This is a genomic window from Streptomyces krungchingensis (genome assembly GCF_054729265.1).
Genome location: NZ_JBPUKY010000001.1, coordinates 5,059,447 through 5,081,458 on the forward strand (window position 1 = coordinate 5,059,447; position 22,012 = coordinate 5,081,458).

Below are 22,012 nucleotides of genomic sequence, written 5' to 3' on the forward strand. Positions count from 1 at the left end.
GGAGAAAGGGGCCCCGACGGCTTTCGTTCCGTACGGCTCGTCTTCACACGGGGCCCAAGTGATCGTGGAGTCTGTTGACTCGAAGATCAGATCTGCGACCGCGGCGAAAGGTTGTACGGCAGATGAAGACTTTGTGCGCGTATTACCAACGCCATGGCGACGCGCGGGGAAACGCCCCTCGGCGCTTCCCCGTCCCGGCCGCGTCGGCTCAGTCGAACCAGCGGTCCCGCGCGAGCTCCTCCGTGCGCGAGGGGTCCTCCAGCAGGGCGGCCACCTCGAAGCGGCGCGGCCACTGACCGGCCGCCCAGGCCAGCCCGGCCGCCACGCCCTCCAGGGTGGAGGCGTGCAGCACCCCGTCCCGGGTCCGCCGCCAGTCCAGCTCGACACCGTCGACGACGAGTTCCTCGTGTTCGACGTACGAGGCGGGCACCGACGGCCCCAGCAGGACCCGCACGGACTCCGGCACCTCGTGCTCGGCACCCTCGGACGTCACCTCGCCCGTCACCGACTCGCTGAGCCGCCGCACCTGGAACAGCTCGGCGAGATCGGCGGCCCGCGACGGCCGTACCGGCAGCAGCGGGACACCGTCCGTGAAGGGCAGCAGGTCGGGCGAGTCGACGACCACGGCGTCGGCCGCGTCCACGACCCGCACCTCCCCGTCCACGACGGCCCGCAGCTCGTCCGGCAGCGTCACCTGTTCGGGATCGAGATCCGCCAACGCACCGTACAGCGCGTGCAGTTGTGAGCCCGAGACCTCGCGGTCCGGATCGGCGAGCCGGTCGAGCAGCTCCGCGGCGCCGCCGGGTTCGTCGAGGAGGGCGGCCACCGAGGTACGGACGCCCAGCGCCCGCAGCACCTGTTCGTCGTCGAATCCGGTGGCGTCGGCCTCGTCGTACAGGCCGTGCAGCAGCGGATCGCCGCCGGCGGCCCGCAGTCCGGCCGGGCGCCGTCCGTCCAGGACGGGGTGCCCGCGCAGCCACCACGCCGTGTAGGGCCGGACGATCTCGTGCGTCCCGTCCGGCAGCAGGATGCGCACCGGCTGGGTCAGCGCGTCCCGCAGCGGCGGCTGCGAGAGCAGGGCGAGTGCCTGCGGCCACCGCTCGTCGTCCACCAGGTCCAGGTCCCGCACGGCGACGATCTCCGTGGCCACCGGCGGCACGGGCGTGTCGGGCAGCCGGTCGAGGACGTCCTCGCACCACACGTCGACGGCGTCCAGCAGCCCCGCGTCGTCGGGCTCGGCGAAGTCCCCGTCGCGCGGCTCCAGTTCGTCCGGGTCGAGGACGACGTCGGTGGCACGTACGAGCGCGAAGTCGGCCAGCACGCCACAGGCCGCCAGCGGCTGCTCGCCCCAGCGCTCCGCCAACTCCGCGTCCACGAAGCCGACTTCACCCTCACGCATGACCTGCGCGAACGGGCTGCCGGGCAGCACCAGCTCACCGGCGGGCGCCGGCTCCCCCTCGTCGTCCGGGAGGGCGAGCGCGCCCAGCCAGGGCTCGTCGCCCGGTTCGAGACCGGCGTCGCGGACCAGCGCGAGCACGGTGTCCGCCAGCTCCTCCGCGTCCGGCGCGTCCTCGTCCCACGCCACGCCCTCGTCGTCGAGCGAGGCGGCGACGGCGGCCCGCACCTGCGGCGTCGTGAGCACGGCACGCGGCGTCGCCGGGAGGGCTCCCAGCTTCTCCAGCAGCGGATGGGCGGCATCCGGGTGGGCGACCTTCAGGCCGAGCCGGGCGAGGGCCTCCGGAGCGGCGGACCCGGTGCCGTCGGGCGTGGGCAGCAGGATCTGCCGGGGTCCGATCGTCGTCCGGCCGTCGGCGAGCGGCACCGGCAGCCCGGAGAGCCGGTCCGGGTCCACGCCCGCGAGGCTGTCGTACAGGCGGTGCCACCACGCCGGGTCCTTCTCCAGGCCCGCCAGCCGGTCCACCGCCTCCGTCAGCGGCACCCGGGCGACGCCCAGGGTCCGCAGCTCCACCCGGCGTTCGAGCCCGGCGGGAAGCAGACTGGGCAGCACCTCGGCGAGCACCCGGACCGTCTCCGCGCCCGCGCCCTCGACCACCTCGGCGTCCCGGGGCCGCAGCGCGGCCGGATTCTCCGCCGCCGCGCCCTCCGGCCAGTCGGCCGGAACCTCGGGTGCCTCGTCGAGGGGGGCCGCCGGCGGCAGGAACGCGGTGCGCGGCAGCCGGTCCAGGATCGCCTGGCGCAGCGCCCCGTCCAGTTCGCCCTTGCCCAGCGGGCCGGGCACCAGGTCGATGATCCCGGTGTCCACCGGCCGCCAGGCCGCCAGCAGCTCCGCGTACGCGTCCGCCGCGCGCTGCACCAGGAAGTCGGTCAGCGGGCCCGGCGCCGCGTGGCGCCGGGTCGTGTCCAGGGGGAGCGAGGCGATCAGCAGCGCGGGAACCCCCAGCGGCTCGTCGCTGGGCGTGGGCGCGTGCACGACCGGGCTGGTGCGGGGGCGGGCCGGCGAACCGTCGCCGTCGACCGGCACCGCCCAGGTCACCGACCAGTGCGGGCGCAGCCGCTCCTCGACCGGGCGGTCGGCGAGCAGCGACGCCTCCAGCGGGCCCTGGCGGGAGACGGTGCGGTAGCGGCTGGTGCCGTCCCGGGAGTCCTCGACCACGACACCGTCGCCCTCGGCGCGGCGCCGCAGGGTGCGGACCTCCTCGGCCCCGGCCTCGACGACCACCTCCTCCAGGCCCGGCAGGGCCAGCAGCAGGGCGTCGTCGACGTTCTTCAGCAGCCGCTCGGCCAGGGCCTCGGCCGCCGGGTCCCGCAGCGGCAGGATCACGACCGTGTCGTACGGGTCCGGAGCGGTGCCCTCCGCCGCGAACGGGAGGCGCAGCAAGGGCACATGGCCGTCCCGGCGGCGGATCTCGTCACCCAGTCCGGGGCTGTGCCGGGCCGTGTCGGCGGCCAGTTCCCGGGCCTCCGCGAGGGCCCAGCGGACACCGCCGTGCCGGCCCACCACGGCGGGCTCGTCGGTCACCGCGAGGACGGCCGCGAAGCCGACGCCGAACCGGCCGACGGCCGTGTCGGGCGCGTCCCGCTTCGCGGACGCGCGCAGCGTCGACAGCGACTCCACACCCGCCGCGTCGAGAGGGGCACCCGTGTTGGCGGCGACGAGCACGCCGTCGCGGAGGGTCAGCCGCAGCCGGCCGGGTACGCCCGCCCGGGCCGCCGCGTCCGCCGCGTTCTGCGCGAGCTCCACCACGAGCCGGTCGCGGTAGCCGCCGAGGACCAGGTCCTCCTCCGCGTTGGCGTCCTCCCGGAACCGGGCCGGGCTCGTCGCCCAGGCGTCCAGTACGCCCCGTCGCAGGCGCGCCGTCCCGAACGGGTCCGCGCCCTCGGCTGCCGGCCGCACGAACTTGCTCACGGTTCACTCTCCCTCTCGGCTGGCGCGACCGCGAGTGCTGCGCCGCGCCCGGTCGCGGCACGAAGGTACCGCGCGCCGGGGCGGGCCCTGGCCTCGCCGTCCCCTCGTCCCGGGGGCGGCGGCGCCGAGGAGGCCCCCGGGGTCCGTCGCCCTGCGCGGGTCGGTGGGGGCTGGGCGCGCAGTTCCTCGCGCCCCTGGAGGTACGTGGCTGAGGCCCCGCGGGCCCGTGCGGGCACGTCGTCGCTGAGCGCGCAGTTCCCCGCGCCCCTGGAGGTGCGTGGCTGAGGCGTCGTGGTCTTGCGCGGGTGCGTCGTGGCTCGGCGCGCAGTTCCCCGCGCCCCTGGGCGGGCTCGGCCGGGCCCCGTCAGGGGCGCGGGGAACTGCGCGACCAGCCCCCACCCACCCGCGGCGCACCACGCACCGGACCAACCACAGCCCCACCCACGAACCGGCACACTCGGCCGGGCCCCGTCAGGGGCGCGGGGAACTGCGCGACCAGCCCCGACGCACCCGCGGCGCACCACGGACCGGGACCAGGCACAGCCCCACCGCGTACCCGGCCGGGACGGCAACCCGCTAGGAGTGGCCCAGCTCCGCCGCCGACTCGTCCGCGGTCACCGACACCGAACCGGAATCCGGGGCCGGACGCAGCGGGAACGGCTCGACCTTCGTCTCGTCGATCACCGGAGCCGCCGGCCGCGGAGGCTTCGGCATGACCGCCGCCTCCGAGTGGCCGCCGCAGCCGTAGGCGAGGGACACGACCCGCCCGTCCGCCGGCGAGAACTCGTTGGCGCAGACACCGAACGCCTGCCCGAGCGAGCCGCCGATCGGATTGAGGAAGCCGCAGCTCATGCATGTGGCGGGTGCGGCCTGCGCCATGGGCGTCTTCGGGCCGTACGCCTCTTCCCAGCGGTCCGCGGCCACGTGCAGGCCGTAGCGGGACAGCACCCGGGCGCGCCGCATGCCGAGCTCCTCGGCGACCGCGCTGATCGACCCGCGCAGAGGTGCGACCGGCAGCGAGGCCGGCGCCCCGCCGGCGACCTCCGCGTCCTCGGCCTCCACCAGCTCGGCCATCTCCTCGGAGACCGCGGAGTTCGGCGGGGGCTCCTCCTCGCCCGAGAACCCGGGCTCCAGCCGCAGGTCGTCGGCGTCCGTGGGCAGCAGGTCCCCCGGGCCCATGTCCCCGGGGCGCAGCCGCTCGCTCCACGGCACCCACTCCGGCGCGAGCAGCGCGTCGGGGCCGGGCAGGAGCACCGTCTCGTCGAGCGTCACGACCTTGGCACGGGAGGCACGGGCCACCGTCGTCGCCCAGCGCCAGCCGCGGTACCCGGGTTCCTTGCACTCGAAGAAGTGCGTGACAACGCGGTCCCCCTCGGAGACCAGCCCCACGTGCTCGCCGACGACGCCGGGTGCGGCGACCTCCTCGGCGGCGGAGCGGGCGAGGTCGACGGCCTCGGCGCACAGGCGGTCGGGGGTGCGGCTTCGCGTTGTCGCTGCGCTCACAGGTATCGCTTCTCTCCTACGCCGTCTCACGGGTGCGCCATTCCTCGGCGGGAGTGCGGACGGAGCGGACCGAAGGACCGCGTCGACGTCCGCGCCCGATCGCGCTCGGGCGCACCTACACCATCCATTCTGCGGGATGGCCGAGAGGCGCGCGGCCGAGAACTTTCGCCGTGGGCGCGCTACGCACGCTACCTTCTCCCGGCCCCTGGGCCCACACCGGCGGGCGTCTTCGGCGCTCCGCGCCGGGTTCTCGTGCTCGGCGGCCGGTCCCGGACCCGCCCCGCCGCGCGTTCTCGACCGCCGCCACGGGCGGGCCGGGACCACCGCGGGAGCGGCCCGGCATGGCGCAAAGACGTCCTCCCGCGCCCCGCACTCCGGCACCTCCCCCGGCTCACGGCCCCCGCCGCCGCACAGCGGGGGCCTTTCCGCCACTCGCACGGCCCTCCGGAACGCCACTCCGCGGGCATACGCGCGGTAACCCCGCTACGATCCGCCGACTCGGGGCACTATGACGGAGTGGCAGGCGCAAGGTCGTCCCAGGGAGCCACCGGGGTCGGTGGCACCAAGGGGAGCAGTCGAAGCGGCGGATCGGGCCGGGTGAGCGGTTCCGTCCGTGCGGTCGGGCGTGCCCTGCACCTCCCGGTCACGGGGACGGCGCGCGGCATCCGCAAGGCGACGCACGCACACGGCGCGGGCGAGTCGGGGCTCGGCAAGCTGATCGAACTGCACGGGGTGAACGGCGCCGGAGACGTCATGATCACCGTCGCCCTCGCCTCCACGGTGTTCTTCTCCGTACCGACGGACGAGGCCCGCGGTCGCGTGGCCCTCTATCTCGCGATCACGATGGCGCCGTTCACGCTGCTCGCCCCCGTGATCGGCCCGCTGCTGGACCGGCTGCCGCACGGCCGCCGGGCCGCGATGGCGGGCGCCATGCTCGCGCGGGCCCTCCTCGCGCTGCTGCTGTCCAGCGCGGTCGTGACCGGCGGCATCGAGCTGTACCCGGCCGCGCTCGGGGTGCTGGTCGCGTCGAGGGCGTACGGAGTGGTGCGCAGCGCGGTCGTGCCCCGGCTGCTGCCACCGAAGTTCTCCCTGGTGAAGGCGAACTCCCGGGTCACGCTCGGTGGTCTCCTCGCCACCGGCATCGCCGCGCCGATCGGTGCGGGCCTCCAGGCGCTGGGACCCCGCTACCCGCTCTACGGCGCCTTCCTGATCTTCGTCGCGGGTACGTTCCTGTCGTTCTCGCTGCCGCCCAAGGTCGACTCGGCCAAGGGCGAGCACAAGGCGCTGCTGGCCGCGGACGCGGACCATCTGCACGGGCCGCACGCGAAGAAGGCGCCGCGCCCCGGCCTGCGGACCGTCGGCACGGCCGTGACGCACGCGCTGGCCGCCAACGCGTCGCTGCGCTGTCTCTCCGGCTTCCTGATCTTCTTCCTGGCCTTCCTGCTGCGCGAGCACCCGCTGACCGGCGAGAGCGCGGCCGTCTCGCTGGGGATCGTGGGAGTCTCGGCCGGCGCCGGCAACGCGCTCGGGACCGCGGTCGGGGCCTGGCTGAAACAGCGCGCCCCGGAGATCATCATCGTGACGGTCGTCGCGTTCGTGCTGGGCGCCGCGATCACGGCGGCGATCTTCTTCGGCGCCTTCCTGGTGGCGTGCCTCGCCGCGGTCGCCGGGTTCGCGCAGGCACTCGCCAAGCTGTCGCTGGACGCGCTGATCCAGCGGGACGTGCCGGAACTCGTCCGCACCTCGGCCTTCGCCCGCTCCGAGACACTGCTCCAGATGGCCTGGGTGATCGGTGGCGGGATCGGTATCGCCCTGCCGCTCAACGGCACGCTCGGACTGTCGGTGGCGGCGGCGATCGTCGCCACGGGCTGGCTCACCACGGTGCGGGGCCTGCTGAGCGCGGCGCGCCGCGGAGGGCATGCCCGGCCCACGGTGGCGTGAGCCGCAGGTCCGGGCGGGGGCCGGGGACGGCACGCCGTACCCCAGGTGGGGAGAGCGGTGCGGGTGCCCGATAGCCTTCGGCCATGACCTCCCTGCCCCGCGGCAGAGCCGCCCATGGACACCGCCGTCGCGCCGTCGCCGCTCTCGGCGCCGTTTCCGCCGGACTTCTCGTCCTGTCCGCCTGCGACAAGCCGTCGCCGCTGACCACCGTCACGGTCGGCAGGAACTCGGTGAGCTCCGAGACCGACTGCTACAACGACGGCAACGCGGTGAAGACCGCCGACCTGGCGAAGTGCCTGAAGTCGAAGGACATCAAGTCCATCACGGTCGACCCCGACGAGACCGTCCGGTTCGGCGTGGACCCGGACGTCGCGGACCAGGGCTGGACGATCCTGATGAACGGTCAGCCGCTGACCGACTCCAGCAAGAAGACGTACCGCACCATCCCGGGCAGCGTGTTCTTCAACGCGCAGTACGGCGCCAGCGGCGACTCGACGCTCGTCTCCATCAAGGCGGGCGAGAAGGACGTGACCGGCCTGTGGTCCTTCAAGCTCAAGAAGGACAAGGACGCCTGATCACCGTCACGGGGCCGCACGTTCTGGTGGCCACCGCGGTCCCGGCCGAGCGGGACGCGGTGGCCGGGGCGTTCGCGGCCCGGCCGCACCAGGTGCGTCTGCCCGGGGCGGTCCTGGAGCGGCTGTCCCCCGAGGCCGGCCCTCCGGCTGACGCGGGTGTCACCCTCGATCTGCTCGCGGCGGGTGTCGGCCCCGCCCTCGCCGCCGCCTCCACCGCCGCCGCGCTGACCGCGGCGGCCCTCACCGGCAGCCCCTACGACCTCGTCGTCTGCGCCGGCATCGCCGGCGGTTTCCAGCCCGACGCACCCGTCGGGTCGCTCGTCGTCGCCGACGAGATCACCGTGGCCGACCTCGGCGCGGACACCGCGGACGGCTTCGTCCCGGTCACCGGCCTCGGCTTCGGCACGGTCAGCCACCGTCCGCCGGAATCACTCGTACGAGAGCTCACGGCGGCCACGGGTGGACGGTCCGGGACGGTGCTCACCGTCTCCACCGTGACCGGCAGCGCCGCCCGCGCCGCGGAACTGCGCGCCCGCCATCCCCGTGCCCTGGCGGAGGCGATGGAGGGCTTCGGGGTCGCCGAGGCCGCCGCCGCCCAGGGTGTGCCCGTCCTGGAGGTCCGCGCGGTCTCCAACCCGGTGGGCCCGCGCGACCGCGCCGCCTGGCGCATCGGCGACGCTCTCGCCGCCCTCACCGAGGGCTTCGGGAAGCTCGTGCCCGTACTGGAGAGTTGGAACCATCATGACCGCACCGACTGAGTCCCTGCAGATCGCCTACTCGCCCTGCCCGAACGACACCTTCGTCTTCGACGCCTGGGCCCACGGCCGGGTGCCGGACGCGCCCGCGCTCGACGTCACCTTCGCCGACATCGACATCACCAACGGCATGGCCGAGCGCGGCGAGTTCGACGTGCTGAAGGTGTCGTACGCCGTGCTCCCCTACGTCCTGGACAAGTACGCGCTGCTGCCGTGCGGGGGCGCGCTGGGACGCGGCTGCGGGCCGCTCGTGCTGACCCGCGAGGCCGACGCCGACCTCACCGGCCGCACCGTCGCCGTGCCGAGCGAGAGGTCGACCGCGTACCTGCTGTTCCGGCTGTGGGCCGCGGACACCGTCGCGGGCGGGGTCGGCGAGATCGTCGTCATGCCGTTCCACGAGATCATGCCGGCCGTGCGGGACGGGAAGGTCGACGCGGGACTCGTCATCCACGAGGCGCGTTTCACCTACCAGAACTACGGGCTGCACAAGCTCGCCGACATGGGCGAGCACTGGGAGCGGACCACCGGGCTGCCCATCCCGCTCGGCGCGATCATCGCCAAGCGCTCGCTGGGCGACGAACGGCTCCAGGACCTGGCCCGGGCGGCGCGCGCCTCGGTCCGTGCCGCCTGGGACGACCCGGAGGCCTCCCGCCCCTATGTGCTGGAGCACGCCCAGGAGATGGACCCGAAGGTCGCGGACCAGCACATCGGCCTGTACGTCAACGAGTTCACGGCGGACCTCGGCGACGACGGCTACGCGGCGGTCCGCGGCCTCCTCACGCGCGCGGCGGCCGAGGGGCTCGTGCCGCCCCTCGGACCGGACTCGCTGGACTTCCCCTGACGGACCGCGGGCGGCCGCGGGGCGGGGCTCGCAAGGGTCACACGTCGAGCTGGTCGGCGACCGCCCGCAGCAGGCCCGCGATCTTCTTGCCGGACGTCTTGTCGGGGTAACGGCCCTTCTCCAGCATCGGCGTGATGTTCTCCAGGAGGGTCGTCAGATCCTGGACGATGGAGGCGAGTTCGTCCGGCTTGCGGCGCTGCGCCGCCGCGACCGAGGGGGTCGGATCCAGCAGGGTCACCGAGAGCGCCTGATCGCCCCGCTGACCGGCGACGACACCGAACTCCACGCGCTGGCCGGGCTTGAGAGCATCGACTCCGGCGGGCAGGACCGAGGAATGAACGAAGACGTCGCCGCCGTCGTCGCGGGAGAGAAAGCCGAAGCCCTTCTCGCTGTTGAACCACTTGACCTTGCCGGTAGGCACGTCTGTCCTCGTCCTCGTACTCGTCGGAAACTGCTCGGAAACTGCTCGGGCCGTCGCGAGTGCAACTGCCCGTAAACGGCTCTGGATAGCACTACAGCGGGTCGTCGGACCCGCCGGTACCAAGGCTAATGGTCCGACGGCTGGTGACAAGACGTCGCTGGATTGTTCCTTCGCGCTGGGAACTACCCTGGTCGGGTGCGTGACAAAACCCAATCGAATTCCGCCGAAGCCGGAGACCGGCTGATCCGTGTCGGTGCCATCGTCTTCTTCGTCGGAGCCTTGGCCACACTGGTCACCGTGGCCCCGCTACTGCTCGGCACAACTCCATTTCCGACCTACATGTTCGGATTGAGCATGCTCATGGGAGTCGGATTCCTGTTGGCCGGAGCCGGGGTGCTCCAGTCGATCGCGGCGGGCCGCCGCCGGGCACGCGCCGCGCGTTCCTGAGGACACCGGACGACGGGGCGCCGCGCGGCGGCACCCCGGGCGGCGGTGTGCCCCCGTCACCGCCCGCGGTAGCTCTCCAGCCACGCCGGGAACTCCGTCAGGTCGGTGAGGACGACGTCCGCGCCCGCCGCGCGCAGCTCCGCCGCGTCGCACGGCCCCGTGGTCACGGCGACGGAGTACGCGTCCGCCGTGCGGGCGCCGCGTACGTCTCCGGTGTGGTCGCCGACGTACACGCTCGCGCCGTACTCGCGCAGCGCCTGTGCCTTCTGCTCGGCCCACAGGTTGCCGACGACGGCGTCCGCCTCGATGCCAAGGTGCTCCAGGTGCATCTTGGCGCTGGGCTCCCACTTCGCGGTGACCACGAGGGCCCGGCCGCCGGCGGCCTGCACCGCCGTGATCGCCTCCCGGGCACCGGGCATCGCCGGTGTCCCGGTGATGGCGTGCGTGGGGTACATCTCGCGGTAGAGGTCCGCGACGGCCGCGACCTCCTCGGCGGGGAACCAGTTGGCGAGCTCTTCCTCCAGCGGCGGCCCGAGCCGTGTGATCACCAGATCGCAGTCGATGTACGTGCCCGTGCGGGCGGAGAGCGCCCGGTAGCAGGCCTGGATACCGGGACGGGAGTCGATCAGGGTCATGTCGAGGTCGAAGCCGACGGTCGGCGCGGGGGAAGTCATATGGGCCATTGTGCCCACCGGCTCCGGGCGGCCGGAGGTCAGCGTCGGCGCTGGGACCGCCACACCAGGTACAGGGCGGAGGCGACGGCCGCTCCACGGACCACCCAGGGCCACGTCTCGGTGAGCGCGTCCTTCATGTGCCCCTCGGCGACGGGCTCGCCCCAGCGGCCGTTCGTACGGCCCCACAGCCACACGAGGCCGCCCGTGACCGACAGGCCGGGCATGACGAGGACCGCCCACTTCGACTCGGCGGGCGTCAGCCGGCGCGAGGCGTAGGCGATGAGCCAGCCCAGCGCCAGGGCGAACCAGTTGCCGAGGACGGCCCCGGCGACGAGGAGCCCGGCCGCGAGCAGCAGCAGCGGGTTGCTGTAACCGCTCAGGCGGGGAAGCAGGCGACGCCGGCCGGCCTCTTCCTCCTCCACGGGCTGCGCGGCCTTCTCGGCCTCCCCGGCGTCCCGGGCCTCGGGCACCGCCTCCGCCGCGGGCTTCGCCGCCCCGTCGGCCTTCTCCCGGGGCGGCGGCTTGAGCAGCTCCGGGATCTCCACACCCCCGACGAAACCCGGCACGCTCTCGCCGGGCCCGAACACGCTGCTGTCCACCCGCCACCAGTCGGGCTGCGTCGCGCTGTCGCCGAGTTCCGCCGCGCTCGCGAGGTGCGGCGGGGACGGGGCGTCGGCCTCGGGACCGGCCGCCCCGGCCGGCTCCGGTTCCGCGGGGCGGGGTCGCGGCACGACGCGGCGCAGGCGGCCCCGGGGCCGCTCGTCCGGTTCGGCGGCGCGCTGCGTGGGGACGGCGGCGCGGGGCTCCGCTGCGGGGCCGGCGCCGTCGCCACGCCCGGCCGCCGTGACGATCTCGTCGGGGGTGCCGAGACGGTCGAGGATGCGGCGTACGGCGGCGGGGCTGTCGACCGTGGCCTTCGACCGGCGCCGGTCGATCTCGTTGCGCAGCTCGGACACCAGGCGCATCCGGGTCGCGGACGGCAGCTGGCGCTGCTGGGCCAGGTCGCCGACCCGGCTCAGGTAGTCGAAGACGAGCTGGTCGCTCTCAATCCCCACGAAGTCCCCTCCGGGGTGGTCGCGTTGGATGCCCGGTGGTGACGGTACCGGTTTTTCCGCCCCCGCCGCCCCTGCCCGTGCCTCGCTCCTGGGGGCTCCGCCCCCAGACCCCCGGTCGGCCTGGACGGCCTCGTCCTCAATCGCCGGACGGGCCGGCACTCTTCAGCACCGGCAGGCGAAAGTTCAGCCCCTCCGGCGATTGAGGAGCGGGGTCCGGGGCGGAGCCCCGGGAACGAGGGACGGGCAACGGGCGGAGGGGGCGAACCGGCTCTGTGGCCGGAAGCAACCGCTACCGTTGGCAGGATGAGCCCCGAGACGACCGCTCCGCGTTCCCTGGCGGAAGCCCTGCGCGCGCGGGACGACGTCTCGCTCTCCGCCCTCCTCCGCGCCCGCCCCGACCTGATCACGCCCGTCCCCACGGACCTGACCCAGCTGGCGACCCGCGCGGGCACCCGAGCCTCGGTGGTGCGGGCCCTGGAGCGCCTGGACCGGTTCGCGCTCCAGACCGCGGAGGCCCTCGCCGTGGCGGCGGACCCGGCGACGTACGACGAACTGCTCGGCCTGATGGCGGGGGACGACGGCGATCCGGCGGTCACGGCGGCGTTCCCGGGCGCGCTCGCCACGCTGCGCGAACAGGCGCTCGTGTGGGGCCCCGACGAGCGCCTCCGCCTCGTGCGCACGGCGCGGGAGCTGCTCGCGCCGTCCCCGCAGCATCCGTCGCCGACAGGCCTGGGCCCGACCGTCGCGGAGGCCACGGCCGGCATGTCGCCGGGGCGCATCCAGGAGATCGTGGCGGAGTCCGGACTCGCGACCACCCACGACTCCGTGTCGGCGGTCGCGTCACTGACCGGCCTGTTCACCGACCGGGTCCGGATGTCGGCGCTCCTGGACGAGGCCCCCGCCGAGTCGGTGGACGTGCTGTCCCGGCTGGTGTGGGGTCCGCCCTACGGGCAGGTGACGGCCGCCCCGGCACGCCATCTGCGCTGGCTGACGGACCACGGACTGCTGCTGCCCACGGCGCCCGGCACGGTCGTGCTGCCCCGGGAGGTCGCCCTGCACCTGCGGGCGGGCCGCGCGCACCGGGTGGCCGAGCCGGTGGCGCCGCCGGTCGAGGCCGCGGCGACACACCGTCCACAGGTTGTGGACGCGGCGGCGGCCGGCCAGGCGTACACCGCTCTCGCCACCGTCGAGGAGCTGCTCAAGGACTGGCACGAGGGCGGACCCGCCGTGCTGCGGGCCGGCGGGCTGAGCGTCCGGGACCTGAAGCGGACGGCGGTGGCGCTGGACGTGGCCGAGCCGATGGCCGCGTTCTGGGTGGAACTCGCCTACGCGGCGGGCCTGTTGGCATCGGACGGCGAGGCCGACGAACGGTACGCGGCGACGCCCGCCTACGACGAGTGGCTGGAACTGCCCGCCGCCGAGCGCTGGGCGGGGCTCGTCTCCGCCTGGCTGGCCGCGACCCGGACGGCGGGCCTGGTCGGCGGGCGGGACGCGAAGGACCGCCCGCTGTCGGCCCTGGGCCCCGGCCTGGACCGGTCGGCGGCGCCCGAGGTCCGCCGCCGGGTCCTCGCTCTTCTCGCCGGCCTCCCCGAGGGCGCGTCCCCCGCACCGGACTCGCTCCTCGGCCGGCTGCGCTGGGAGCGCCCGCTGCGCGGCGGCCAGTCCGCCACGGACGATCTGCGGGTCCGCCTGGCCCGGTGGACCCTGTCCGAGGCGGAGCTGCTCGGCGTCACGGGCCGCGGAGCGCTGTCCGCGGCCGGACGGGCACTGCTCGGACTGCCGTCTCCCTCCCCGCAGGCCGGGCAGCGCGAACCGGCGGGGCCCGGCGACAAGCTCCCCGCACACCGGCACCACCACCCCGCGCCCGCCGCGCCGCACTCCCCCGCCGAACAGGCCGCGGCGGCCTCCCGGGCCGCACGGCTCCTCGCCCCGCTCCTGCCGGAGCCGCTGGACCACGTCCTTCTCCAGGCGGACCTGACGGCGGTCGCGCCGGGTCCGCTGCAACGACCGCTGGCGGACACACTGGGCGTCCTCGCGGACGTGGAGTCCAAGGGCGGGGCGACGGTCTACCGGTTCACGCCCGGCTCGGTGCGCCGCGCGCTCGACGCGGGCCGTTCGGCGTCGGACCTGCACGCCTTCCTCGCCGCCCACTCCCGGACACCGGTGCCGCAGCCGCTCGCCTATCTGATCGACGACGTGGCGCGCCGGCACGGCCATCTGCGGATCGGCGCGGCCTCGGCGTACGTCCGCTGCGACGACGACGCGCTGCTGAGCGAGATCCTCGCCGACAAGCGCTCGCAGGGGCTGCGGCTGCGCCGTCTCGCCCCCACCGTCCTGGCCGCCCAGGCGGATCCCGCGGCGCTCCTCGAAGGCCTGCGGTCCATGGGTTTCGCGCCCGCCGCCGAGTCCGCGGAGGGCGATGTCGTGATCACCCGGGCGCACGCCCACCGCACCCCGCCGCGTACCGCGCCCGAGCCCGTCCCGGAGGGCCCGCCGGTCCCGGACGCCACCCTGATCGGCGCCGCGATCCGCGCGATCCGCGCCGGCGACATGGCGTCCACGACCCCGCGCAAGCAGACCGACCCGGCCGCCGACCACCCCGGCGGCGACCTGCCGCGCACCGGCTCCGCCGAGACCCTCGCGACCATGCAGGCGGCGGTCCTGACCGGCGAGTCCCTGTGGATCGGCTACGTCAACGCCGAGGGCGCGGCCAGCCAGCGCGTCATCGCCCCGATCCGGGTCGAGGGCGGCTTCGTGACGGCGTACGACCACACGGCCGACGAGGTGCGCACCTACCCGCTGCACCGGGTGACGGGCGTGGCGGAGCTGGCGGACGAGGAGGCCTGAGCGACGGCCCGGCATGATCGCCCGGCGGTGCGGCACACTGGACGTTTGGCCGGTCGTCCGCGCGGGACGCCGGCACGCAGAAAGGGACGGGCGTGAACGGACCCCTCATCGTCCAGAGCGACAAGACACTGCTGCTCGAAGTCGATCACGAACTCGCGGACGCCTGCCGCCGGGCCATCGCGCCGTTCGCCGAGCTGGAGCGCGCGCCCGAGCACATCCACACCTACCGGGTGACGCCGCTCGGCCTGTGGAACGCACGCGCCGCCGGGCACGACGCCGAGCAGGTCGTCGACGCGCTCGTGGAGTTCAGCCGCTACCCCGTGCCGCACGCCCTGCTGGTGGACATCGCGGAGACGATGGACCGCTACGGGCGGCTCACCCTGAGCAAGCACCCCGCCCACGGTCTCGTCCTGACCACCACCGACCGGCCGGTGCTGGAGGAGATCCTGCGGTCCAAGCGGATCATCCCCCTCGTCGGCGCCCGGATCGACCCCGACACCGTCGCCGTGCACCCCTCGGAGCGCGGGCAGATCAAGCAGACGCTGCTGAAGCTGGGCTGGCCGGCCGAGGACCTCGCCGGATACGTCGACGGGGAGGCGCACCCCATCGAGCTCGCCGAGGACGGCTGGGCGCTGCGGCCGTACCAGAAGCAGGCCGTGGAGAACTTCTGGCACGGCGGCAGCGGTGTGGTCGTCCTGCCCTGTGGTGCCGGAAAGACGCTGGTCGGCGCCGGGTCCATGGCCCAGGCCAAGGCCACCACCCTCATCCTCGTGACCAACACGGTCTCCGCCCGTCAGTGGAAGCACGAACTGGTCAAGCGGACCTCGCTGACCGAGGACGAGATCGGCGAGTACAGCGGTACGCGCAAGGAGATCCGGCCGGTCACCATCGCGACGTACCAGGTGCTGACGACGAAGCGGAAGGGTGTCTACCCGCACCTCGAACTCTTCGACTCCCGCGACTGGGGCCTCATCGTCTACGACGAGGTGCACCTGCTGCCGGCGCCCGTCTTCAAGTTCACCGCCGACCTCCAGGCCCGGCGGCGCCTCGGCCTGACCGCGACGCTCGTCCGCGAGGACGGCCGCGAGTCGGACGTCTTCTCGCTGATCGGGCCCAAGCGGTTCGACGCGCCGTGGAAGGAGATCGAGGCGCAGGGGTACATCGCCCCGGCGGACTGCGTGGAGGTGCGGGTCAACCTCACCGAGTCGGAGCGGCTCGCGTACGCCACCGCCGAGACCGAGGAGAAGTACCGCTTCTGCGCGACGACGGCGACCAAGCGGAAGGTGACCGAGGCGCTGGTGCGCCGCTTCGCCGGGCAGCAGATCCTCGTCATCGGCCAGTACATCGACCAGCTCGACGAACTGGGCGAGCACCTGAACGCGCCGGTCATCAAGGGCGAGACGAGCAACGCGCAGCGGGAGAAGCTGTTCGACGCCTTCCGTGAGGGCGAGATCAGCGTGCTCGTCGTGTCGAAGGTCGCGAACTTCTCCATCGACCTGCCGGAGGCGACCGTCGCCATCCAGGTGTCGGGGACGTTCGGGTCGCGCCAGGAGGAGGCCCAGCGGCTGGGCCGCGTCCTGCGGCCGAAGGCCGACGGCCACCAGGCGCACTTCTACTCGGTCGTCGCCCGCGACACCATCGACCAGGACTTCGCCGCGCACCGGCAGCGGTTCCTGGCGGAGCAGGGGTACGCCTACCGGATCGTCGACGCGGACGAACTGCTCGCGGAGGGCTGAGCCGGCGCCGGGAGCGCCGCCAGGGCCAGCAGGGCCAGAGCGAGCAGCGGGTAGGGCGAGGCGAGCGGCTGCTGCCACCAGGGGAGCCGGAGGTCCAGGTCCCCCTGGTGCGGCACCAGCCAGAGCGTGCGGGCCGTGAAGACGGCGGCGACCGCGCCCGCCGCACGTGGGCCGTGCCCGGCGTACAGCACGGCGATCAGCGGGACGCACCACACCCAGTGGTGCGACCAGCTGATCGGGCAGATCAGCAGGGCGGTGAGCGCGGTGACGAGGACGCCGCGACCGTCGTCACGCGCCCGGCGGGCCAGCCACAGTCCCGCCAGGGCCACCGCCAGCGCGGGCACCAACCACAGCGGGCCGGGTGCCGGGTCCCCGAGCGCGCGGGCGATCATCCCCTGGAGCGACTGGTTGTCGACGATCCACGCCCTGCCCACGCGGCCGGTCTCGAACAGGCGCCGGGTCCAGAAGCCGACGCTCGCGTCGGGCAGCACCAGCGCGCCCAGCAGGACCGTGCCGGCGAAGGCCGTCGCGGCGGTGGCCGCCTCCCGGTGGCGGCGGGTGAGCAGCAGGTGGACGACGAAGACGGCGGGGGTCAGTTTCACCCCGGCCGCGACGCCGAGCGCGATGCCCTTGCCCCGGGCGCCGGGGGGCCGTGTCAGGTCCCACAGGATCAGGCAGACGACGGCGAGGTTGACCTGCCCGAAGAGGACCGTCTGGAAGACGGGTTCCAGCCACAGGGCGAGCGCGGCGGCCGCGGTGAGGAGGGGCAGCCGCGCCGGCAGCCCCGCGAGCCGGCAGGAGAGCCGCACCAGCACGGCCAGCAGCACGAGGTTCCCGGCGACGAAGGCCGCCTTGAGGACGCCGACGGGGAGCAGGGCGGCCGGGACGAACAGGAGCGCCGCGAAGGGCGGGTAGGTGGCGGGCAGCCGCCACTCGGTGACGGTGAACCCGTAGAGGTCCCGGCCGCCCAGCACGGCAGCGCCCTCGGCCCGGTAGACCACCACGTCGGCCATGGGGGCGTGCGTGCCGACGCACAGCAGGCAGAAGGCGAGGACCGAGCAGGCGGCGAGGAGGCCGGCGGGCAGGTGCGGGACGAGCCGGGCGCGCGGCTCGTCCCGCGGGGACCCGGCGCCCACGGCCGCGCGAGCGGGCTCGGTGCCCTGCCCGTGCACCCCGGACGGGCGGGCGGGCGCGGCGCCGGGGTGCGGGCGCGGGGGGACGGGACGCACGGGAGCGGGGCTCGGGTGCGTGGGTACGGGCTCGGGGTCCGCGGCGGCGGCTCCGAACGGTCGTCGGACGGTCACTTTCCGTAGCGGCACGAAGTGACCCTAGTCGGCCGAAGTCCCCGCCCCGGCACACGGCTCACCGCATCGGCCCACCCGCCCCTTCACCGAAGCCGGCGAGCACAGGGCCCCCGGCCTGCGCCCCCCAGGCGCCGGGACACCCGCCCCACCGCGCGGGACGCTCGGCCCCGCGGGGCTCCCCGCGCCGGAACACCATTGCCCGGCGGGCGGCTCACGCGTGCCGGGACACTGGGCCCGAGCCTGATCGCCCAAGCCCTCACGGGGCTCCCCACCGGAAACGGGGCCGGCACACGACCCGCCACCCCGGACGCTCGGCCCCACAGCGCTCCCCGCGCCGAAACCCTCGGCCCCGGCGGGCGGCTCACGCGCGCCGGTACACCCGGCCCGACGCCCGAGTCACCGCGCCGGACGACCCAAGCCCTCCCGGGGCTCCCACCAGAAACGGGGCCGGCACACGACCCGCCACCCCGGGCCGTCGGGCCCGCGTGCGGCTCACCGAGCCGCGGGCAGGGCCCGGCGCGGCGGGCCGCCCGGTGGCAGGGACGAGCCCGCAGGCACGAGCCCCGTGCAGGTCACCCAGCCGCAGGCAGACCCCGCGTGCAGGTCACCCGTCGGCGGCACGGGCCCGCGTGGCGGCGGCGCGGGCCCGCGTGGCGGGTCACCGCCGTCGTACGCCCGCTTCCTCGCCGTACTCGCCGAGGAGCACCACTCCGAACGCGGCCTCCGCGAACACCTTCACGGCGCGCAGGGCGTCGCCGAGGCGGTGGCGGTGGTGTGCGCCGGAGGAGAGGGCGGTCGCGCCGCGGTGCGGACCGTGAGGGCCGGAGGCTGGGTTGAAGGTCGCTGCGCTCATGTATCCATGGTGGGTTCCCGGGCCCCGGATGGCCTCGGCCCATGGACCGAACCTGGGCACCCCCCAGGTACACCCCCGGGGTACCCCTCGTACGCCTCGCGACGGACCCCGACCCCTAGGGTCCCGGGGTCGGCGCCCCTGAGACCGCGCCGACCGGCCCCCTCGCCGCGCCCGCGGGGCCCCGTAAAAGCATTGGCCCAGGCCGCGCCCCCTCGCCTACAATCTCCGCTCTTGCCCGCCTCCCGTCGTGGAGTGCCGCCGCCCGGCCGGAAACCGGACGGCATCCAGGAATCACCCACGAGGTACCACTCACGCAGCAGGTTTCCGGAGGCATCGCCTTGTCCACCCCGTCCGACCATCCACTCGGCTCCGACGACCCCCTCTCCCGCGAGCGAAGCCACCTGACCCGGTCCCGTGCCGCGCTGCGCGCGATGCGCGAGGACGTGGAGAACCTCGACATCAGCGACGTCACCGCGAACTGGGTGAACGCCGAGGTCCTGCACCGGCAGATCGACGAACGCATCAAGGCCCTGGCCGACCTCAGTCACACACCGCTGTTCTTCGGGCGGCTCGACTACCTGCACGCCCCGGGCGCCGATCAGGCGGAGGGCGCCGAGGGCGAGCGTTTCTACATCGGGCGACGGCACGTGCACGACGCCGACGGCGACCCGATGGTGATCGACTGGCGCGCGCCGGTGTCGCAGCCGTTCTACCGCGCCTCGAAGAACGACCCGATGGACGTCGGCCTGCGCCGTCGTTTCGGCTACACCGCCGGCGACCTCACGGCGTACGAGGACGAGCACCTCTCCGACCCTGCCGAGGCCGCGACCACCAGCAAGCTGCTCCAGCAGGAGATCGAGCGCCCGCGCGTCGGACCGATGCGCGACATCGTGGCGACCATCCAGCCCGAGCAGGACGAGATCGTCCGCAGCGGGCTGTCCGGGTCGGTCTGCGTGCAGGGAGGTCCCGGCACCGGGAAGACCGCGGTGGGCCTGCACCGGGTCGCCTACCTGCTGTACGCCCACCGGGAGCGGCTGGCCCGCACCGGCACCCTCGTCATCGGGCCGAACAAGTCCTTCCTGCACTACATCGAGCAGGTCCTGCCGGCCCTGGGCGAGCTGGAGGCGCGGCAGGCGACGGTCGACGACCTCGTGGCGCATGTCGAGGTGCGCGGGAGCGACGGCGCGGCGGCCGCCGTGATCAAGGGCGACGCCCGGATGGCCGAGGTGCTGCGCCGGGCCGTCCGCTCCCACGTGACCCTGCCGACGGAGCCGGTCGTGGTGGTGCGCGGCTCCCGGCGCTGGCGCCTGCCCGCGTACGAACTGGAGGAGATCGTCCGGGAGTTGCTGGACCGGGACATCCGGTACGGCGCCGCGCGGGACGCCCTTCCGCAGCGGATCGCGCACGCCGTGCTCGTCCAGATGGAGCGTTCGGGCGAGGCGCCGGACGACCGGGTGCAGGACGCGGTCGCCCGCAACACCGCGGTGAAGGCCGCGGTCAAGGCGGTGTGGCCGCCGGTCGACCCGGCCAAGCTGGTGCTGCGGCTGCTGTCGGACTCCGACTTCCTCGCCGCGCACGCGGAGGGGCTCCTCGACGAGGCCGAGCAGAAGGAGATCCTCTGGGAGAAGCCGGCGCGGAGCGTGAAGTCGGCCAAGTGGTCCCCGGCGGACGCGGTGCTGGTCGACGAGGCCACCGACCTCGTCGAGCGGACGCACTCCCTGGGTCATGTGGTGCTCGACGAGGCACAGGACCTCTCCCCGATGCAGTACCGGGCCGTGGGACGCCGCTGCACGACCGGCTCGGCGACGGTGCTCGGAGACCTCGCGCAGGGCACGACCCCTTGGGCGACGCGGAGTTGGGACGAGGCGCTGCGCCACCTCGGCAAGCAGGAGGCGGTGATCGAGGAGCTGACGGCGGGCTTCCGTGTGCCGACGGAGGTCATCACCTACGCGTCCCGGCTGCTGCCGCACATCGCGCCCGGGCTGGCGCCGGTGGCGTCGGTGCGTGAGAACCCGGGATTCTTCGAGGTGCGGGAGAGTGCGGGCGACTCCGACGTCGTCCGGGCCGTCCGGGAGCTGCTCGGCCACGAGGGCTCGATCGGGCTGATCGCCGCCGACGCCCGGATCCCCTTCCTGGCCGAGGAGTTGGCGGCGGCGGGGCTGGCGTATATCGGGCCGGGCGAGGAGACGACGGCCGAGACCCGGCTGACCCTGGTGCCGGCCTCGCTGGCCAAGGGCCTGGAGTACGACTACGTGGTGCTGGACGAGCCGCGGGCCGTCGTCGACGGGGAGCCGGACGAGCGGACGGGGCTGCGCCGGCTGTACGTGGCGCTGACCCGTGCGGTCTCGGGCCTGATCGTCACGCACGCCGCACCGCTGCCGCAGCAGCTGGCCTAGACACCCGGGGCCCCGGCGCGACGCGCCGGGGCCACGGGGATCCGTGCGGGTGCCGCTACTTGAACTTGCGGCTGGTCGCCAGGTAGACCTGCTTGGCGTTCTTGCCGAGGCGCGGCCCGGTGATGAACGACTTGCGGTCGCTCAGCGAGTTGTTGGAGACCAGATAGGTCCGGCCGTTGTGCGACATGAACCAGGGGCCGCCCGAGGCGCCGCCGTTCATCGTGCAGCCGATCATGAACTGGGCGGGGACGTTGCGCGCCAGCACGAAGCGCTTGGTCGCGCCCCGGCAGTCGTACATCTTCGACCCGTCGTACGGCGCCTCGGCGGGGTAGCCGCGGACCTTCATGTTCTTGACCTTGTTGGCCGCCGGGGCGTTGAACCACACCGGCAGCGCCGAACCGAGGCGCTCCTGGAGGGACTTGCCGCCGTTCTCGGGCTTCACGTGCAGCACGGCGTAGTCGTAGCCGGCGGCCGCGTTGCCCTGGTGTCCGCCACCGGCGATCCACTGGGAGGACGTGGTCGCCCAGTTCGCCCACCAGATGCCGTACGGGGAGACGGACTTGGCGCGCGGGTCGGTGATCTGCCGGTTGCTCAGCTTCGCGCCGTTGTTGAAGGAGGGGACGAAGGCGATGTTGCGGTACCAGCCGCCGCCCTTGCCCGCGTGCACGCAGTGACCCGCGGTCCACACCATGTTCGACTTGCCCGGGTGCGCCGGGTCGGTGACGACCGCGGCGGAGCACACCATGCTGCCCTGGGGCGAGGTGAAGAACAGCTTGCCGACCGGCGGGGCGTAGTGGTGGTAGGTCGCCTTCACCTTGGTGGCGGCCTTCCGCTTCACCTTGCCGTCGGGCAGGTACGAGGTGGCGCTGCTGCCGGAACCGGAACTGGTGCTGCCCGCCTGGGCGACCGGGATGCTGGCCTTCGCCTGCGCCATCCGCTCCGGCGTCCAGAAGTCCTTGATGTACGGGTTGGCGAAGTCCTCGGCCTTGGAGGCCCAGTCGCCGAAGTCCTTCCAGCCGCCGTTCTTCCACTTGTCCAGGGCGTCGCCGCTCAGGTCGGTGGGGATACCGGCGGGCAGCTTGTAGCCGCCGAGCGAGGCGGACCCGTCGTCGTCACCGGTGTCGACGTTCTTGTCCGCCTGGGCGGACGACGTGGGCTGCGAACCGGCCGCGTCGTCGTCCTTCTTGCTGTCACAGGCCGTGGTGGTGACCATGATGGCCGCGATCACGGCTGCGGCGGCCGCGAGCGAGCGGCTGCGTATGGATGGCATGGAGCCTTTCCCCCTGTTGCTGCGTGC

Annotated in this window: 16 protein-coding genes; 8 read left to right on the plus strand and 8 right to left on the minus strand. The window is 74.2% G+C overall.

Going from position 1 to position 22,012, the window contains the following annotated elements; genetic code table 11:
- Nucleotides 1-208 precede the first annotated feature (208 nt).
- Both ACSYGO_RS22200 and ACSYGO_RS22205 read right to left on the minus strand, forming a co-directional pair.
- On the minus strand, nucleotides 209-3,367 hold the full coding sequence (locus ACSYGO_RS22200; RefSeq protein WP_426677510.1) for a sacsin N-terminal ATP-binding-like domain-containing protein: 3,159 nt from the start codon (nucleotides 3,365-3,367) through the stop codon (nucleotides 209-211).
- Nucleotides 3,368-3,943: 576 nt separating this feature from the next.
- Nucleotides 3,944-4,870 carry a DUF3027 domain-containing protein gene (locus ACSYGO_RS22205; RefSeq protein ID WP_426681564.1) on the minus strand — a complete coding sequence of 309 codons (927 nt, stop codon included), beginning with the start codon at nucleotides 4,868-4,870 and terminating at the stop codon, nucleotides 3,944-3,946.
- A 516-nt stretch (nucleotides 4,871-5,386) separates the two neighbouring features.
- Between ACSYGO_RS22205 and ACSYGO_RS22210 the strand changes: the two genes are divergently transcribed.
- From ACSYGO_RS22210 to ACSYGO_RS22225, 4 genes are all read left to right on the plus strand, one after another.
- Complete coding sequence (locus ACSYGO_RS22210) at nucleotides 5,387-6,811, plus strand: MFS transporter (protein ID WP_426681563.1); 1,425 nt, start codon at nucleotides 5,387-5,389, stop codon at nucleotides 6,809-6,811.
- Nucleotides 6,812-6,894: 83 nt separating this feature from the next.
- Nucleotides 6,895-7,386: a DUF2771 domain-containing protein gene (locus ACSYGO_RS22215; protein WP_426681562.1), complete on the plus strand. Its 492-nt coding sequence runs from the start codon at nucleotides 6,895-6,897 to the stop codon at nucleotides 7,384-7,386.
- The gene (locus tag ACSYGO_RS22220; protein WP_460387370.1) at nucleotides 7,350-8,144 is read left to right on the plus strand and encodes a futalosine hydrolase; all 795 of its coding nucleotides are present in this window, start codon (nucleotides 7,350-7,352) and stop codon (nucleotides 8,142-8,144) included. Before ACSYGO_RS22215 ends, ACSYGO_RS22220 begins: the two co-directional genes overlap by 37 nt.
- Complete coding sequence (locus tag ACSYGO_RS22225; RefSeq protein WP_345646550.1) at nucleotides 8,128-8,982, plus strand: 1,4-dihydroxy-6-naphthoate synthase; 855 nt, start codon at nucleotides 8,128-8,130, stop codon at nucleotides 8,980-8,982. Before ACSYGO_RS22220 ends, ACSYGO_RS22225 begins: the two co-directional genes overlap by 17 nt.
- A 37-nt stretch (nucleotides 8,983-9,019) precedes the next feature.
- Here the strand turns inward: ACSYGO_RS22225 and ACSYGO_RS22230 are convergent, their stop codons facing one another.
- A complete protein-coding gene (locus tag ACSYGO_RS22230) occupies nucleotides 9,020-9,403 on the minus strand; it encodes a cold-shock protein (protein ID WP_028802852.1) in 384 nt (127 codons plus the stop codon).
- A 195-nt stretch (nucleotides 9,404-9,598) separates the two neighbouring features.
- On the opposite strand from ACSYGO_RS22230, the gene ACSYGO_RS22235 reads away from it, so the two are divergent.
- The gene (locus ACSYGO_RS22235; RefSeq protein WP_426681561.1) at nucleotides 9,599-9,850 is read left to right on the plus strand and encodes a hypothetical protein; all 252 of its coding nucleotides are present in this window, start codon (nucleotides 9,599-9,601) and stop codon (nucleotides 9,848-9,850) included.
- A 56-nt stretch (nucleotides 9,851-9,906) separates the two neighbouring features.
- On the opposite strand, the gene ACSYGO_RS22240 is transcribed toward ACSYGO_RS22235, so the two are convergent.
- Both ACSYGO_RS22240 and ACSYGO_RS22245 read right to left on the minus strand, forming a co-directional pair.
- Entirely contained in the window at nucleotides 9,907-10,533 is a 627-nt protein-coding gene (locus ACSYGO_RS22240; protein ID WP_426681560.1) for an HAD family hydrolase, read from the minus strand.
- A 29-nt stretch (nucleotides 10,534-10,562) separates the two neighbouring features.
- Nucleotides 10,563-11,579 (minus strand): hypothetical protein, encoded by a 1,017-nt coding sequence (locus ACSYGO_RS22245; protein ID WP_432186132.1) that lies wholly within the window; start codon nucleotides 11,577-11,579, stop codon nucleotides 10,563-10,565.
- A 303-nt stretch (nucleotides 11,580-11,882) separates the two neighbouring features.
- On the opposite strand from ACSYGO_RS22245, the gene ACSYGO_RS22250 reads away from it, so the two are divergent.
- Complete coding sequence (locus ACSYGO_RS22250) at nucleotides 11,883-14,426, plus strand: helicase-associated domain-containing protein (RefSeq protein WP_460387373.1); 2,544 nt, start codon at nucleotides 11,883-11,885, stop codon at nucleotides 14,424-14,426.
- A gap of 92 nt (nucleotides 14,427-14,518) precedes the next feature.
- Nucleotides 14,519-16,162 carry a DNA repair helicase XPB gene (locus ACSYGO_RS22255; protein WP_095935095.1) on the plus strand — a complete coding sequence of 548 codons (1,644 nt, stop codon included), beginning with the start codon at nucleotides 14,519-14,521 and terminating at the stop codon, nucleotides 16,160-16,162.
- Here ACSYGO_RS22255 and ACSYGO_RS22260 read toward each other — a convergent pair.
- Nucleotides 16,120-17,175, minus strand: a complete 1,056-nt coding sequence (locus tag ACSYGO_RS22260; protein WP_460389748.1) for a glycosyltransferase 87 family protein — start codon at nucleotides 17,173-17,175, stop codon at nucleotides 16,120-16,122. The genes ACSYGO_RS22255 and ACSYGO_RS22260 overlap by 43 nt on opposite strands.
- A 949-nt stretch (nucleotides 17,176-18,124) precedes the next feature.
- A complete protein-coding gene (locus ACSYGO_RS22265; RefSeq protein WP_028802859.1) occupies nucleotides 18,125-18,319 on the minus strand; it encodes a hypothetical protein in 195 nt (64 codons plus the stop codon).
- A 338-nt stretch (nucleotides 18,320-18,657) separates the two neighbouring features.
- Here ACSYGO_RS22265 and ACSYGO_RS22270 point away from each other — a divergent pair, with 338 nt between their 5' ends.
- Nucleotides 18,658-20,715 carry a HelD family protein gene (locus ACSYGO_RS22270; RefSeq protein ID WP_460387376.1) on the plus strand — a complete coding sequence of 686 codons (2,058 nt, stop codon included), beginning with the start codon at nucleotides 18,658-18,660 and terminating at the stop codon, nucleotides 20,713-20,715.
- A gap of 55 nt (nucleotides 20,716-20,770) precedes the next feature.
- On the opposite strand, the gene ACSYGO_RS22275 is transcribed toward ACSYGO_RS22270, so the two are convergent.
- Entirely contained in the window at nucleotides 20,771-21,985 is a 1,215-nt protein-coding gene (locus ACSYGO_RS22275; protein ID WP_426681556.1) for a trypsin-like serine peptidase, read from the minus strand.
- Nucleotides 21,986-22,012: the final 27 nt, after the last annotated feature.

Coding starts and splice junctions, on each gene's coding strand:
- ACSYGO_RS22215 (WP_426681562.1), top strand. CDS start 6,895: ATGACCTCCCTGCCCCGCGGCAGAGCCGCCCATGGACACCGCCGTCGC.
- ACSYGO_RS22225 (WP_345646550.1), top strand. CDS start 8,128: ATGACCGCACCGACTGAGTCCCTGCAGATCGCCTACTCGCCCTGCCCG.
- ACSYGO_RS22240 (WP_426681560.1), bottom strand. CDS start 10,533: ATGGCCCATATGACTTCCCCCGCGCCGACCGTCGGCTTCGACCTCGAC.
- ACSYGO_RS22250 (WP_460387373.1), top strand. CDS start 11,883: ATGAGCCCCGAGACGACCGCTCCGCGTTCCCTGGCGGAAGCCCTGCGC.
- ACSYGO_RS22260 (WP_460389748.1), bottom strand. CDS start 17,175: ATGGCCGACGTGGTGGTCTACCGGGCCGAGGGCGCTGCCGTGCTGGGC.
- ACSYGO_RS22265 (WP_028802859.1), bottom strand. CDS start 18,319: ATGAGCGCAGCGACCTTCAACCCAGCCTCCGGCCCTCACGGTCCGCAC.
- ACSYGO_RS22275 (WP_426681556.1), bottom strand. CDS start 21,985: ATGCCATCCATACGCAGCCGCTCGCTCGCGGCCGCCGCAGCCGTGATC.